Annotated in this window: 3 protein-coding genes; 2 read left to right on the top strand and 1 reads right to left on the bottom strand. The window is 37.5% G+C overall.

What is annotated here, in order from left to right:
- Positions 1 to 158: 158 nt before the first annotated feature.
- On the top strand, positions 159 to 638 hold the full coding sequence (locus AC1RRN_RS14445) for a CinA family protein (RefSeq protein WP_492967969.1): 480 nt from the start codon (positions 159 to 161) through the stop codon (positions 636 to 638).
- 113 nt (positions 639 to 751) lie between these two features.
- Here AC1RRN_RS14445 and AC1RRN_RS14440 read toward each other — a convergent pair whose 3' ends face one another.
- A complete protein-coding gene (locus AC1RRN_RS14440) occupies positions 752 to 3,139 on the bottom strand; it encodes an arylsulfatase (protein ID WP_492967968.1) in 2,388 nt (795 codons plus the stop codon).
- 537 nt (positions 3,140 to 3,676) lie between these two features.
- On the opposite strand from AC1RRN_RS14440, the gene AC1RRN_RS14435 reads away from it, so the two are divergent.
- On the top strand, positions 3,677 to 18,541 hold the full coding sequence (locus AC1RRN_RS14435; protein WP_492967967.1) for a DUF8696 domain-containing protein: 14,865 nt from the start codon (positions 3,677 to 3,679) through the stop codon (positions 18,539 to 18,541).
- Positions 18,542 to 18,563: the final 22 nt, after the last annotated feature.

Raw genomic sequence — 18,563 nt, 5'->3', positions numbered from 1 at the left:
TAAATTATACTAATTGATTTGCAAAGTTTAAATCATATAATTTTTGATTACAATCATATAAGTGCATAACGAAGAGCGCATTTTATATTTGTTTATTAAATGGAGGATAGAAGTCCTCATTTGTTCTTATAAAATGTATCATTTAAATGTAAAACACTATGGCTTCTGAAAGAGTAACTACTTGTTGCAAAGCCCTTATAGAAAAAAAATGGACCATAACTTTTGTAGAGAGTGCTTCGGCAGGAAAACTTAGTTATGAGTTTTCTACTGTTATTGATTCCGGAAAAATTTTAATTGGCGGAATGGTTTGTTACCATCCTTCTATGAAAGAGGATTTACTTCATATCCAGCAGGGAACGATTGAAAAATATACCGCAGAATCAGCCATAGTAACGAAATTGATGGCACAAAATTTCCATCTTCATGTCAAATCAGATGTCTGTGTTGCCTTAACTGGACTGACAACTCCAGGCGGAAGCGAAAGCCCGACAAAACCTGTCGGAACTATTTTTATACATATAGTATTTCCTGATAAAGAAATTGCTGCAAGATATTTATTTGAAGGAACTCCTGAAGAAATCATCGATCAGGCAATTGATGCAGTGTCAGATTTGATTTTGGAGGAAATTAAGAGATAGTATTTGTTTTATTTAAAAAAGTAATAGAATAAAAAAGAGGTATTTGTTGTCCATTTTACTGTTCAACCAAATACCTGCTTTTTGTGAATTATAGGAAAGATTATCTTTACTATTTAAGATTTTAAATTCACTGTAACTTTATCTATTTCTCCCTGAAAAGTAAATGGTACATCATAAGTTCTGTTTACTGGTGTACCGAAATCTTCACCAACATCTAAAGTTTCATCAGCTGAAAATCTACTTGGAACTGTTTTTGGGATATCACCTTTGGCTACTACTTTACCGTCTACTAGTAATGTAACTTTAGCGGCTTTTCCTGCACCGCCTCCGGCATAATCAAAATTGACCGTAACATTATGTTTGCCGGCTGTTAAAGCAGTTGGCGATTGTACAGACCATTTTGACTGTGGATAATGAGAAAAAGCATAGGCAAAAGTAGGTTTACCCTTTTGCAGCATTAAAGCTAAACCTGCAAAATAGCCACCTTGAGTTATAATCATTCCTTCGTCACCTGCTTTAACTTCTATATCTGCTGTAATACTAAATGAAGTGTTCTTCATATTAGGAGCCATTCCTTCCGTAATTCGCGAATTTCCTTCGTGGTATACATAGCTCGTTCTTCCTTTATTTAAATTCGGACGATTTTCCGGATTTACTCTGTCTATATAACGGTCATCTAACGGAAATACGTTAAACTTTCTTCCTTCTTCTAAAAAGGCTTTTTGGAGCTCTTTTAATTTTTCCGAATTTTTTTCTGCAACATTATCTACCTGACTAAAATCTTTTTTAAGATCATATAATTCCCATTTGTAATCTTTCATAGGATCTTCTGACGGAATAGGATGTCCTTGCCAAGGTAAGTTTCTTGGAGTTGTATTGGCCAGCCAGCCGTCTTTGTATATACCTCTGTTGGCAATAATTTCGTAGTATTGAGTAGTATGCGTTTCAGGAGCTGTTGCATTATCAAAACTGTATACAAGACTTTTTCCGGCCATTGGCACCTGTTTAAATCCATCTACAGAAGTAGGAGCAGGAATATTCGCCGCTTCCAGAATAGTAGGAACTATATCTGTAATATGCGCATATTGACTACGAATTTGCCCTGTTTGCTTGATTCTTTTTGGCCATGAAATCACCATTCCGGTTCTTGTACCTCCCAAATGAGATGCTATTTTTTTATCCCATTGATATGGTGTATTCATTGCATGTGCCCAGCTTTGAGAATAATGTTCCTGTGTCCATGGTCCTCCAAATTCATCTAAATTTTTCAGCATAAATTCTTCGGTATCTTTTTCTCCATTAACCATAATTCCAATTTCACTTGTCAATCCTTGCCCTGTTGGATCTTCGGCACTTGCTCCATTATCACCCATAATATAAATAATAAGCGTATTGTCAAGTTCTCCAAGATCTTTAATAGACTGAATTACCCTGCCAATCTGGTTATCACAATAGGCCAATTGTGCAGCATACACTTCCATTTCCCGCGCTACAACTTTTTTCATATTCGGACTAAGTGCGTCCCATTTTTGATAGTCGTCAGGAGTTGGTGCCAGTTTTGCGTCTTTAGGAATAATTCCTAATTTCTTTTGATTTTCATATGTTGCAATACGTTGTTTGTCAAAACCCTGATCAAATTTTCCTTTAAATTTTGCAATCCATTCCTTCGGTGCCTGATGTGGTGCATGTGCTGTTCCCGGAGTGTAATAAGCAAAAAATGGCTTATTTGGAGAAACCGCTTTTTGTGTCTGAATCCATTTTATAGCATGATTTGCTAAGTCTTTGTCTAAAATATAATTAGGATCTACCTTGCCATCTACCAAATAAGGATCTATAGGTTTTGTTCCTTCAATAAGAGAAGGTCTAAACTGATGGGCATCAGCACCCAGGAATCCGTAAAAATATTCAAAACCTAAACCAGTTGGCCAAAGGTAAAATGGTCCGGCAGGTGTTGATTGCCAATCCGGTACATTATGATTTTTACCAAACCAAGAGGTTCCATAGCCATTGTCAGTTAAAATTTTTCCGATAGTAGCTACGCTTTTTGGTACTAAACTATTGTATCCCGGATATGGGGTTGAAAATTCCATGATAATGCCTGTCGCTGCTGTATGGTGATTTCTACCTGTAATTAATGCTGCTCTTGAAGGAGAACAAACTGCTGTGGTATGAAAACGATTATACTGAAGTCCGTTTTTAGCAAGAGCATCAAAATTAGGTGTTGGCACTGGTCCTCCAAAGGTAGAAGTTGCTCCAAAACCAACATCATCAATAAGAATTAATAATACATTAGGAGCGCCTTCCGGAGCACTAATTTCTTTAGGCCATTCAATAGGGTCTGAATCCTTAATATTTGGCTCAACTTTACCAACCTTTTGATAGGCTTCAATAGGTAAAACAGTTCTGTCAGGCCAATTTCCTGTTGAAGATTTATCCTGCGCTTTCGCTAAACAAAATGAAAGCAATACAGCAAATTGTAATAGTAAAAATTTACTTTTCATAACATTGGTAGTTTATTAATTATCAAAAAAAGAAGTGAAAAAATGATTTAAATTATTGATTCATTTTGTTTTGAATTGCTTTGTAATGAGGATAAATAAAATTACACAATGTTTACAAAAACTAAGAATTGTTTAGCATTAAACAGGTTGCATTTTATAAAATGGAACAGACTTTTAAGATAAAATTTTGAATTTTTTCCTAATTTTATGTTTATAAATAAATATTAAAGACAACACTGTTTTTTTTAAGATGTAAATAGTAAAAATTTACGATGTATTTATGTTTTACGATGTGTTAGTTTAATAATACTGGAACCCTACTAATATTTTTAAAATTAAGATTCAATTTTAATTGCTCTTAATTTTTATTTATCACCTGTTGATGTTCTATTATTTCTTTTTTGCAGGTATTCTTACTATCATTTAACAGCCCCAAATGTTATCTGATTTTAGTCTGCGATGAAATGATAAAATTAAAAATCCGATTGCTAAGCGCCTTTGATTATAAATTTCATTTTTAAATTAAACTGAAGATTTATGAAATTACTTTACTCTTTGATTGAATTTAGAACGGCTAAAAAAAAATTAGTATTTCTATTTTTTCTATTGCCATTTTTTGCATTTTCTCAAAATTGTACGGTTAATGCCAATACAGACAGATCGCTATGCCCAGGTGGATTGGCATCGCTTCCGCCAGATGTATTTGCTTTATTAGGAACTGCAAATTCTCAGGGGACTTATTTGCAAAATCCTATCTGGACACAAATATCCGGTAACTCAGTAAATATCCTTCTTCCTAATGCTGTTCAGACTTTAGTTACAGGCGCCGTACCGGGAAACACCTATGGATTTAGGTTAACCGCTACTTGTGCAGACGGCGCAACCGTTTTTGATGATGTTTTTATTACCATTTTACCTATTACTTTTGCAAATGCAGGTACAGATCAAACGTATTGTCAGGGCACTTATCCTTTAAATGGAAACACACCTGGTGCCAATGAAACAGGAATATGGACTGTTAATGGTGCTAATAATGCAGGAGTTACAATTAATAATCCCAATTCTCCAAATACAACTATTACAGTTTCTGGTAATTCAGCCGGGAATACAACTTTGACCTGGACTTTATCCAATACGTCATCAGGTTGTGATTCGTCTGATGAAGTGGTTATTTCTACTTTAGGAGGTGTAGAACCCGTTACAGCGGGAACAGATATTACACTCTCAAATTGTTATTCGGCCACCCAAAACGTAAATTTAAACGGAAGTTTTGGAGGAAATACACCAGGACAGCAACAAGGAACATGGACTGTTGTTTCAGGACCAACTGTTCCCACTTTTGCAAATGCCAATGATAATAATACCAATGTTAGTGGTCTTGTTGAAGGAACTTATGTCTTTAGATGGACTGTGGCAGGTACATGTGCAAATGGTGTCGATGAGGTTTCGGTTACAGTTCCGCCACCAACAGCCGATATTACAAATGTAAATAGCGCTACATCTTACTATTGTGATGGAAGAACTTCTACCGTTTTACAGGGAACTGCACCTTTGTATGTAAACGAAACCGTACAATGGACACAAACTGGTGGGCCAGCTTCAACCATCGTAAATCCGACTTCACCTTCGACTGTTGTTACCGGCATGACTACAACAGGCACATATACGTATTCATATACTCTAACCAATAGCACAACAAATTGTGTTAGTACAGGAACATTTGTTGTTATTTTAGAAGATGTAATTGCTGTATCAGCGGGACCAGATCAGATATTAGACTGTAATGTTTCAGAAGCAACAATTCCTGTTACTTCAACAGGAGATGGCCAAATGAGTTGGCAAATTGTAAGTGGTCCGATTATAAATCCTATTTTAAATCCACCTTATCCATCGTATCCAACACCTCTGGTGAATTTTTCAGGTAGTAGTTTCATTGTAGATCAATTAATATATTCCGGAACTTATATTGTCAGAGTAATAAAAAACCCAAATCCGGGTAGTCAATGTGAAACCATATATGATGATGTTGCTTTAATAGTATCTGCTGAACCAACAGGTTCAAATGCTGCTACAAGGCAAGTTTTACCTTGTAATGATACCCAAGTAGAGTTAGCAGGAAATATCCCGACAAAAGGACAAGGTACGTGGTCGCAGGTTACAGGTCCTGGTATAGTTGTTTTTACTGATGTTCACGACCCTACAACAACAGCTTCGCCTTTGGTGAGTGGTGTTTATAGATTTAGATGGACTATTTCAGGCGGTGGGGCATGTGATGTTTCACAAAGCATTACGGATGTAATTGTATCTAACGCAACACCAACTACAGCTAATGCAGGAAATGACCAGTCTGTTTGTTACGGAGCACCAGTTCAATTGCAGGGAAATGCTACTATTAGCAGTGAAACAGGAACATGGACCGTTACACCAAGTGCAGGAATTACTTTTAGCAATGCCAATGATCCAAATGCCATTGCTTCAGGTTTGACAGCAAATACTATTTATACATTTACATGGACTATTGTAAATGGTTGTGGTTCAAGTTCAGACACTGTTGATGTTAATACTAATAATTCGGAAGGCGCCAATGCAAATGCAGGACCAGACCAATGTGGTCCAACAGGAACCTCCACAATAACTTTAGCCGCTAATAATCCTGCTCCGGGAACGGGATTATGGACGCAAGCTTCGGGTGCTCCGGCAAACATAACTAATCCGAACCAATTCAATACAACAGTTACCGGACTAAGTGATGGAGATTATGAGTTTACCTGGACAGTTTCAAATGTAGGATGTGTTGATAATTCTGATACTGTAGCGGTTACAATTGCTCCTGCGATTACTGTCGCACAGGCAGGACCGGATCAAAATGTATGTGGGAGTACGGTAACCGTGACAGGAAATACAACAGCTGCAGGAGAAACGGGTTTGTGGGAATTTGTGAGTGGAGGAGATGGACCAGTGATTACCAATCCTACTAGTCCAACAACAACCATAACAGGATTAACAGCAGGATCATGGACTTATAAATGGACTATTTCAAGAGGTGTATGTAATGCTTCGACAGATTCGGTAAAATTAAATATAGGAGAAGCTCCATCAACAGCAGATGCAGGTCCCGATCAGACAACATGTAATTCATCTAGTGTTACATTGGCAGCAGCTCCACCAACAGTTGGAAGTGGATTATGGTCACTGGTTTCAGGTCCGAATTCACCAGTTTTTTCAAATTTGACATCACCAACTTCAACCTTATCAAATTTAATAACCGGAATCTATATTCTGGAATGGAAAACATATAATGGTTTGGGCTGTCCGGAAAGTACAGATCAGGTAAGTATAACTGTAAAAGAACCGGCCGCCGCTGGATCTGATTTTGCGACTTGTTTAGTTGGACCACTTTATTTAAAGGGAAATGATGGTAGTACAGGAACCTGGACTTATGTTTCAGGGCCAAATACGCCAACAGTAATAACGACAGGAAATAATAGTGCCGCAGTTAATGGTTTGATTCCGGGAGTTTATGTTTTTAGATATACTATTGCAGCTGAGGGAGGATGTCCTGAAACCTCTGATGATATTACGGTAACCATCAACGGAAGTGTCTCAACACCTCCAAACGCAGGTCCAGATCAGGATTTATGTGCTGCTAATTTAGCCATTCAGCAAATTCAGCTTGCAGCAACTCCGCCAGATGTAGGAACAACTGGAGAATGGACTGTTTTAGCAGGCCAGAATGTGGGAACTTTTTCAGATGTGAATGATCCTAATGCCATATATAGTAATCCGGGTTTTGGAATTTATGTTTTTAATTGGAAAGTAAGTTCAGGAACTTGTAGTAACTCTGATCAGGTAAGAGTAGTTTATTCTGATGCACCTTCGATAGCTAATGCAGGAGGCGATGATGTAATTTGCGGATCAACAACAAATCTTTTGGCAACGGCTCCAACAGTAGGAACCGGAAAATGGACACAGGATTCCGGGCCAACTACAGCTGTCTTTAGTTCAGAGATTTTACCTGCAACAACAGTTTCTAATTTAACCGTAACAGGTGGAGTTTATATTTTTAGATGGACTGTGACCAACGGTACAATTTGTTCGCCAACAACAGATACTGTTCAAATTACTGTAACAGCAGATTTGACAACACCAGATGCAGGACCAGATCAAAATATTTGTGCATCAGAAACGGCAACTTTAGCCGCAAATACTATTACAGTAGGAACCGGAGCATGGTCAATATTTAGCGGACATGTGGCAGGTGGATCTTTTTCTAACACTGCAAATCCAACGGCTATCTTTACTCCGAATGCAGCAGGAACTTATGTATTGCGATGGTCATCAACAAATCTTAGTTGTACTTTTTTTGATGATATGACATTGACGGTTGATCCTTTACCGTCTGTTTCTAATGCCGGAACCGCATTTTCAGTATGTCAGTTTCAACCGGTGAATTTAGCCGGAAATGTTCCAACAATTGGTACAGGATTATGGACACAGGTTTCAGGAGGAACCACAGCAGTATTTGCTGATGCAACATCACCTACAACCGGTGTATTAGGAACGCAGGCCGGAGTGTATGTTTTTAGATGGACTATTTCAAGTGGAACCTGTCCGCCAAGTTCAAGTGATGTTACTGTAACCATAAATGAGCTGCCACCTCTAGCAGATGCAGGCGTAGACCAGACTATTTGTAATACGTCAACAACAACTTTAAACGGAAACGATCCTTTAACAGCCACAGGTACCTGGACATTTGTTTTAAATGCAGGAAATACAGCTGTTATAACCAATCCTGGTCTTTATAATACAACGGTTAACGGAATTTCAGAAGGAATTACGAGATTAAAATGGACCATTTCAAATGGTACATGTACTCCATATTCTGATGAGATTCAAATTACAAAACCATCCGATTTAACGACTTCTGCTTTACCAGCAAATACTACCATTTGTCAGGATGGAACGATAACATTAAGCACAACTCCTTCAGGAAGTTTGACACCTTATAGTTATCAATGGCAAAGCTCGGCCGATGGTGTTACGGCTTGGTCTGATATTTCAGGTCAAACGAATGCCTCTTATACAACAGCAAGTAGTTTAACAATTGGAGAATATTATTATCGGGTAAATGTTTCTAATTCGTGTACTCAAATAAGTAGTACTGTAGCCACACTTACAATTATTGCCGATCCTGTAGTTACAACTCAGCCAGTTGGCAATACTATTTGTTCCGGTGAAACGCACACGATGACTGTTGCTGCAACAACTACAAATTCGGCTGCAGGCGCAATTGATTACCAATGGCAAAGTTCTGCAGATGGAATTTCTGGCTGGACCAATGTAACAGGCGGAACAGGCGCGACAACAACTAGTTATACAACTGCTACTTTAACTTCAAACTTATATTTTAGAGCCAGAATATCACAAAGTGGAAGTGGCTGCAAAACTTTTTCAGATCCGGCTTTAGTCAATGTAATGACAATTACTGCACAACCGATAGCTCCGCCAGCAATTTGTATTGGAGGTATTGTAAATATCAGCATTACTGCTTCTTTAAACGGAGGTTCAGGAACATTGAGTTATCAATGGCAAAGTGATTCTGGTTCTGGTTTTGTTAACGAAAGTAATGCATCAGCAACAACTCCAAATTTCACTTCAGATCCTTTAACAGGAAATACTAATTTCAGATGTTTGGTTACCTCATCAATAACAAATTGTACGTTGACTTCAAATACAGTAACAGCAACAGTTGTTCCCGATCCGGTAATTACAGTACAACCATTGCCTGCAATTATTTGTACAGGTGGAACCACGACTTTGTCAGTAGCGGCTACAGGCGGTACACCAGGTTTAAATTATCAATGGTATAGCAGTTCAGATAATAATACATTTAGCATAATATCTGGTGCAACTTCAAGTACTTTTACAACACCAGCTCTTACGGTTGATACCTATTACAGAGTTGAAGTTTCAGCTACAGGAAATGGTTGTGGTACGACAACTTCAAATGGAGTTTTGGTTGACGTTATTGCGGATCCGGTTGTGACACAACAACCAGTAGGAAATACCATTTGCTCAGGAGGAACCCATACTATGACAGTTGCGGTTTCTTCAGATTCTTTGGGTGGAAATTTAGCTTATCAATGGCAAAGTTCTACTGATGGAGCAAGCGGATGGACCAACGTAACAGGGGGAACAGGAGCAAATTCAGATACTTATACTACAGCTGCTTTAACCTCAACTTTATATTACAGAGTACAGGTTACACAATCTCTTAACGGATGCGAAACTTTTTCAGATGCAGTTCCGGTATTTGTAGCAACAATTACTGCACAACCAACGACACCAGCACCAATTTGTGTTGGAGGAATTGTAAATCTAAATATTACTGCTTCTTTAAACGGAGGCGCAGGAACATTGAGTTATCAATGGCAAAGCTCACCAGACGGAACAACGGGTTGGGCAAATGTTACTGATGGAACAGGAGCGACTACAAATGCCTATACATCAGGAGTATTATCAACAAATACTTTTTATCGCTGTATCGTTACCTCATCAACGACAAATTGTACCTTAACCTCTAATGTACTACAAGCAACAGTTGTCCCTGATCCGACAATTACAGTTCAGCCAACGGGAACAACAATTTGTTCCGGTGGAAGTCATACATTAACTGTAACCGCTACAAACGGTACACCAAGTTTAACGTATCAATGGTCTAACAGTACAGATAATATTAATTTTTCTGCTATTTCTGGAGCCACTTCAGCAACTTATGTGACGCCAGCTTTAACACAAACTACTTATTACAGAGTTGCCGTTTCTGCAAGTGGAAATGGCTGTACAACTGTAACTTCTTCTGTGGCTACAGTAGTTGTTTTATCAGATATTTTCATTACTACTCAGCCTGTATTACGAACTAATATTTGTAGTGGTTCAACTGCAACTTTAAATGTAGCTGCAAGTGGAGGCTCAGGAAATTATACTTATCAATGGAAAAATTCTTTGGTACTGGCAGGACCATTTACCAATATTTCGGGAGCAACTTCATCTTCTTATACAACTCCGGCTTTAACTCAAAACACATATTATCAGGTAGTCATTTCGGATAATACGCAGGGATGTGATTCGGTAACTTCAAGCATTTCCGGAGTTATTATTCCGAGTATTGTCACACAGCCCGTTACTCCACCTACGGTTTGTGTTGGCGGAACAATTTCGTTGTCAACATCAGCATCAGCTAACGGCGGTTCTGCAACATTCGCCTATCAATGGCAAAGTTCATTAGACGGTACAACAGGCTGGACAAATGTTTCTGGCGGAACAGGAGGCAATACAACAAACTATACTTCAAACGCATTAACAGTTACGACTTATTATCGTGCTGTAATAACTTCATCAAGCCCATCTTGCACGCTTACTACTAATGTGGTAATAGCAACTGTAATTCCGGATCCTGTTATTACAACCCAACCAACAGGAGGTAATATTTGCGAAGGAGGAACATTTACAATGTCATCAGGTGCAACCAATGGTTCAGGGAATTTTACTTATCAATGGCAAAGATCTTTGGATGGAACAACCGGATGGGCAAATGTAACAGATGGTTCCGGAGCTAATACAACAACTTATACGACCGGTCTTGTAACTATGGATACTTATTACAGATTGCAGGTAACTGATTCAGGCATTGGTTGTGGTGTTGCAAATTCGAATCCGGCTCTGGTTAATACTTTTGAATCTCCTCTAATAAGTGTACAACCTATAGATGGAGAAGTATGTATCAACCAAACCAATACTTTTACAGTTACCGCTTCAGGAAATATACCTCCAGGAACGATATTATACCAATGGCAAACAGCAACAGCTTTATCCGGTCCCTATACTAATGTTACTGACGGAACAGGAGCAACAACAGCTTCCTATACAACGCCAACCTATGCAACAGTAGGAAATCGATATTTCAGAGTTTTAATCTCTCAAGCAGAAGCAGGTTGTCAAACCATTTCAAATGAGGTAACATTGGAGGTTTTTGATTTTCCAGTGGCTCCAATTGGAGATGTTATACAACAGCCAACATGTGCAAATGCAAGCGGAACAATTGCCATTACCAATCCTGATTTAGGAACTGGTTTTGAATACAGTATAGATGGCACAACTTTTCAATTCAGCAATATTTTTGATAATCTTACACCCGGAATTAAACAAATTTATGTTAGAAAGATTGGTTTAAATACGTGTATATCTCCAAGTACAGCATTCACTATTTTTAATGGAATTTGTGCTATTCCTGAAACGTTTGCCTCAATTTCTGGAGATACAGGTGGAAATACCGGAACACATACCATTTTAGATTCTGATTTAATAAACGGAGTGATTTTAAATCCGGCAGATGTAACTGTAACGATAAATTCGATTTCAAGTTATTTAACTTTTGATCCTGGTACAAATACTATTTCTGTAGCGGCAGCAACACCAGCAGATTATTATACACTTACGTACACAATTTGCGAAAATACAAATCCTTCAAACTGCTCTTCTGCGACAGAAACAATAATAGTAACAACTTCTGGAATTGATGCGGTAATTGATATTGTTCCGACAATATTGAATGGATCAGTAGATAATATAGGCGTTATAAATGTACTAACGAATGATAAACTGGCTACTTTACCAGCAACTACTTCAAATGTTCAAATATCTGTGGTTCATCCTGCATTACCAGTTGATCCATCAATTTTATTAGTTCCTGTTTTAAATACTACAACTGGTGATGTTGATGTACCGGCAGGAACGGTAAGTGGTCTTTACGAAATAGAATACAGAATATGTGAAATAGCTGCTCCGGGAAATTGTGATACGGCAAGAATTGTAATACCAGTGGGAGTTGCAAATATTGATGCCAATGATGATGCTGTCGAAGATATAAATGGATTTATTGGTCAGATGAATGCTATAAATGCAATACAGAATGATGAATTAAATAACATACCAATAAACCCGACAACTTTTAATGACATAACAATAACACAAGAATCAGCTGCGACTCCTTTGTATCCGGGAGCTAATGTACCTATATTCAGCACAACAACAGGATGGGTAACGATACCAGAGAAAACTCCTGCTCACACGTATTACATTACCTATCATATTTGCGAAAAATTAAATCCAACCAATTGTTCAGATGCCAGTATTGCAATTGTTGTCGATGCTGCATCACTTCTTGTCAATGATAATGTGATTAATAATGTTAATGGTTTTGAGGGGGCAGCAAATATAATTAATGCCTATACGAGCAATGATTTTTTTAATGGAAACCTTGTAAATATAACCTTAGTGGGTGTACTTACACCAACAATCCTGAGTCCGGCTACTTCTATAAATGGTGGTCCGGTTCCTGAATTGATCGTAGCTACCGGAAGAGTGAATGTTCCGCCAGGAACTCCCGCAGGACAATATCAAATTAAATATCAATTGTGCGAAAATCTTAATCCAGGCCATTGTGATGATGCTATTATTACTATAAATGTAATCGCGCCCAGAATTATTGCTACAGATGATGCTGTAGCAAATATAAATGGTTATGCTGGTGCAACAGATATTTTAAATGCATACGATAATGATTTATTAAATGGAGGAGCACTTGATCTTAGTAAAATAACAACAACAGTTATATCTGGTCCAAGCTCCATAAATGGAGGGCCAATTCCTTCATTTGATACTGCAACAGGTTTTGTTAGCGTTCCTCCGTTAACCCCTGCCGGAGAATATAAATTTGTTTACAAGATTTGTGAAAATCTGAATATAAACAATTGTGATGATGCAACGATAACTATTACGGTAGTTCCGGCGCAAATTATTGCGGAAGATGATACTCCTTTTGCTGCTATAAATGGATTTGTTGGAAATCCAAGTGCTATAAACGCTTTGAACAATGATACCTTAGATGGTGTTCTGGTGAATCCTTCAGAAGTAGAGATAAATGTGCTGACAACAGCAACTCCTATTAATGGAAGTCCAGTTCCTATTTTGGATCCTGCTACAGGAAATGTTAGTGTCCCTGCGGGTACTGCGGCTGGTAGTTATTCTATTACATATCGTTTAAGAGAGAAATTAAACCTTAGCAATAATGATACAGCAATAATTACGATCGAAGTTATAGCTCCACTTATTGAAGCCAATGACGATACAGTTGCAAATATTAATGGTTACATTACAACTTTAAATGCTATAAATGTTTTAACAAATGACACTCTTAACGGACTAAGTACCAACTTAAATCAGGTTGCAATTACGGTAGATACTCCAGCGACTTCAATTAATGGCGGACTAGTTCCTGTATTAGTACCATTAACCGGAACGATAGGTATTCCGGCAGGAACTCCGGCTGGCGACTATGAAATTAAATATCATATTTGCGAAAAACTAAATCCAACCAATTGTGATGATGCTACCGTATTTATTAACGTGGTTGGAGCACCAATTGATGCTGTTAATGACACGGTTAATAATATCAATGGTTTTGTTGGAGCAACAAATGTTGTAAACGCTTTAACGAATGATACGTTAAACGGAGTTGCTGTAATTCCTTCACAAGTGACCATCAGTAATGTTATTCCTGCGATTCCAATTAATGGCGGAGCAATTCCTGTCTTAGATCCTTTAACAGGAAGTGTAAGTGTTCCGGCAGGTACGGCAGCAGGAACTTATAATATTGAATATACTTTAAGTGAAAATCTAAATACAGCTAATTTAGATACAACCGAAATAACCATAAATGTTATAGTGCCAACTATTATTGCCAATAATGATGCTGTAAATAATATTAATGGCTTTGTAGGAGCTAATAACGTAATAAATGCCATTACAAACGACAGATTAAATGGAATGGATATTCAATTAACTAAAATTGATATTACATCATTGAGCACTGCAACACCAGTAGATTATGTTTCTGGTAATCCTGTTCCGGTATTGAATAGCTTAACAGGAAATGTAGATATTCCGGCAGGAACATCTGCAGGAACGTACACTATTCATTATAGAATTTGCGAAAAACTAAACCCAACAAATTGTAGCGAGGCTGATATTGTAATCAATGTTTTAGCCACAGGTATTATTGCCAACGATGATTTGGTACAGAATATAAATGGGTACAGAGGAGGAAACAATGTGGTAAATGCCTTAACAAATGATTTATTGAATGGTGCATCTGTTACATTTTCTCAGGTTAATATTCGTCATATCGGTACCATTGTGCCTTTAACTTCAACTAACGGAAATGTGCCTGTATTGAATACCATTACTGGAAATGTAGATGTTCCGATTTTAACATCATCAGGAACCTATATAATTCAATATGAAATCTGCGAAAAATTAAACCCAAATAATTGTAATAATGCTTCAATTTATATTATTGTAGAGCAACCTCAAATTTTAGCTGAAGATGATGTGATTACCAATGTTAATGGGTATCGTGGAGCAAATAATGTGTTGAATGCTTTAACGTCTAATGATCGATATGACGGATCTCTTTTAACAGATCTTGATTTAGTATTAAGAACAGTAGTTTCTCCTGCAACTCCTATTGATGGAGGTGCAGTTCCTTTCTTACTGCCTTCAAGCGGACTGGTGTCTATTCCACAACGTACTCCGGCGGGCACTTATCAAATTAGATATTTAATTTGCGATAAGTTAAATCCTTTAAATTGTGATGAAGCGACTATTACCATTCTTGTAGTAGTGCCTCCAATTGTTGCCAATGACGATTTGGTAGATAATATCAATGGAAATACAGGAGCAAATAATGTATTGAATGCTTATAATAATGATACGTTTGATGGATTTCCAATGGATTTTACAGATTTCAGAGGAAGATTAATTACGCCAGCAAGTTCATTTAATGGAGCTCCGGTTCCTGTCTTTAATGAGCTTACCGGAAATGTAGACGTTCCTCCTGGTACGCACGCAGGAACCTATTTTATTACTTATGAAATTTGTGGAAGATTAAATTCAACCAATTGTGATCAGGCAGTAATTACAATAAGAGTTGTTCCGGCACCAATTGATGCGGTTGATGATAATGTAACCGGAATTAATGGTTTTGTGGGAACTACAAATGCGATCAATGCTTTGGACAACGATACTTTAAATGGTGTTTTGGTAAATCCGGGAGATGTTCTTATTACTAATGTTGTTCGTGCAACCCCTATAAATGGTGGTACAGTACCAATCTTAGATGCCGCAACTGGTATTGTAAGTGTTCCGGCAGGAACTACGGCAGGAACATATACAATCACCTATAGATTGAGAGAAGCAACAACTTTATTAAACTTTGATGATGCTACGATAACAATTATTGTTGATGCTCCGGCAATAGTAGCGAATGACGATACCTTAACAAATATCAACGGTTATGTTGCAACTAATAACGCTATAGATGTTTTAACCAATGACACACTTAATGGTTCTGCTACTACTCTAAGTCAAATTAGTGTTTTTGTTGATGCTACAGCAACACCAATAAATGGCGGACCAGTACCAACATTAGAACCTTTGACAGGAAAAGTAAGTATTCTGGCAGGAACTCCGGCAGGTAGTTATGAAATTAAATATCATATCTGTGAGAATTTAAATCCAACCAATTGTAATGATGCTACGGTTTATATTACGGTAGTTGGACCAACAATTCTTGCTGTTAATGATAACGTTCCAAATGTAAATGGTTACACAGGTGCAAACAACGTTATAAACGCACTTACAAATGATTCGCTAAACGGCGCTGCCATTCAATTAGCTCAAATAAATAGTACTTCAGTAAGTACAGCAACACCGGCAAACTATATTGCAGGAAATCCTATTCCGGTTTTAAATATCGCCAATGGAAATGTTGATATTCCTGCAGGAACTTCAAACGGAACCTATACTATTCATTATAGAATATGCGAAAAACTAAATCCAACCAATTGCAGTGAAGCTGATATTACTGTTGTCGTAAGTGCAGCAACCATTATTGCCAATAACGATATTGAATTAAACGCAAATGGTTACGTAGGATCTCCAAATTTATTGAATGTTTTGGATAATGACTCGTTTAATGATTCTTCAATAGAGGCTAAAAAAGCAAAAGTAGCTGCTATAAATATTAGCCAAATTACAATTACGATTTTAGATCCCGCAGATCCTGTAAACGGAAATGCTAATGTTCCTGTTTTAGATCCTGCAACGGGTATTGTTAGTGTTCCGCCGCAAACTCCGGCTGGATTATATACCATTCAATACCGAATTTCAGAGAATTTAAATCCATCAAATTTTGATGATGCCACAATATTTATTACGGTTAGAGCAACTGCAATTGAGGCGAATAATGATACAGTTCTCAATATAAATGGTTTTAACGGTCAGGCCAATGTTATAAATGCAATTACAAATGATAATCTGAACGGAGTTGCAGCACAATTGTCTGAAATTACGATAGGAGTTGTAACACCAGCGACTGCAATTAATGCCGGACCAGTACCAACATTAGATGTTGTTTCAGGAAATGTAAGTGTTTCGGCTGGAACACCAAGCGGAACGTATACAATACGTTATTCTATTTGCGAGAATTTAAATCCATCAAATTGTAGTCAGGCAGATATTATTGTAACTGTTATTTCAGGACCAATTATCGCCAACGATGATACCGTAACCGGAATAAACGGTTTAGACGGAGCGGTAAATGTGATAAATGTTTTAACAAATGATTTATTAGAAAATACAGCACCAACTTTATCTCAGGTTAAAATAAGTGTATTATCACCTGCGGATCCTATTTCTGGAGGTGCAGTTCCTACACTGAATACGGCAACAGGATTGGTTAGTGTTCCGGCTGGTACATCATCTGGAATATATACTATTGTTTATTCAATCTGTGAAAATCTGAATGTCTTAAATTGCGATCAGGCGGTGATTAAAATCTCCGTTTCACAACCCGGAATTACATTGGTTAAACGAGGTGTATTCTTTGATACCAATGGTGATGGTTATGCGCAGCCAGGAGAATTAATTCGCTATTCTTTCCGCATTACAAATACAGGAGCAATAGATCTTACGAATGTTGTTATTACAGATCCAAAAGCAACTATTACAGGAGCTTCAATTGGAACATTAGCTGTTGGTCAGTTTAATACAACAAATTATATTGGAACTTATGTGTTAACACAAGCTGATATCAATGCAGGATTTGTTGTAAATCAGGCTTTAGTCAGAGCGCAACCTACAGTTGGATCTCCAATTCAGGATTTATCAGACAGTGATGACCCAACACTTATTGGTAATGATGATCCAACCGTTACGCCTGTTACTCAGTTTAAAGATTTAACATTAATTAAAGGCGGACAGTTGACAGGTACCGGAGGTGTTGGTTCTATAATCAACTACAATTTCACCGTTAGAAATACAGGAAATGTAATCCTTACTAATGTAGTAATAACAGATCCGATGCTGACTGCAACTTCAATAGCTGTAACACCGGGTACATTAGCACCGGGTGCGACAGGCACGGCAACGGCATCCTATACTGTTAAAGTAAGTGATGTTGCGAATGGTGCAGTAATTAATACGGCTCTTGCAATTGGAGATGATCCACAAGGAAATCCTGTTACAGATATTTCAGATAGCACTGATCCAACTTTAACCGGCGATGATGATCCAACAGTTATTGATCTGACATTACGACCTTCAATAGCCGTTGTTAAAACAGCCCTATTTAATGATGAAAACAAAAATGGTTATGCCGAAATAGGAGAGTCCGTAACTTATCATTTTGCTGTTACTAATACCGGAAATGTTGTTTTAGTAAACGTGGTAGTAAAAGATCCTAAACCTGGAATTACAATAACCGGAGGGCCTATTATTTTAAGACAGGGAGAAACCAATACAACTGCTTTTGTTGCAACTTATATTCTAACTTCTGCAGATATTGATGCCGCACTTGTAGAAAATCAGGCTGAGGTTACTGCCGTTAGTCCGGATGGATTAACAGCAAAAGACCTTTCTGATAATAATTCTAATTTAGAAGATGATCCTACAATTCTTCCTTTAAATGCTTGTAAAGTGACTATTTACAATGCCGTTTCTCCAGATGGCGATGGTAAAAATGAAATCTTCAAAATCGATGGAATCGAATGTTATACTAACGCTTACGTACAGATTTATGATCGTTGGGGAGTTTTGGTTTACGATGCTTATAATTATGATAATAATGCCGTGGCGTTTAGAGGTATTTCTGAAGGAAGAGCAACAGTCTCAAAACAAAAAGGATTACCGGACGGAACTTATTTTTATGTGATTACTTACACCACTTATCTGAATGAGCCGATAAGTAAAACAGGATATTTATACCTGTCAGGAAATAATTGATAGCTAATAAAAGAGACTATTC

The sequence above is a fragment of the Flavobacterium sp. GW821-FHT11G01 genome (genome assembly GCF_058808175.1).
The sequence above is the reverse complement of the archived record's forward strand: the minus strand, read 5'-3'. Positions and strand labels throughout refer to the sequence as shown.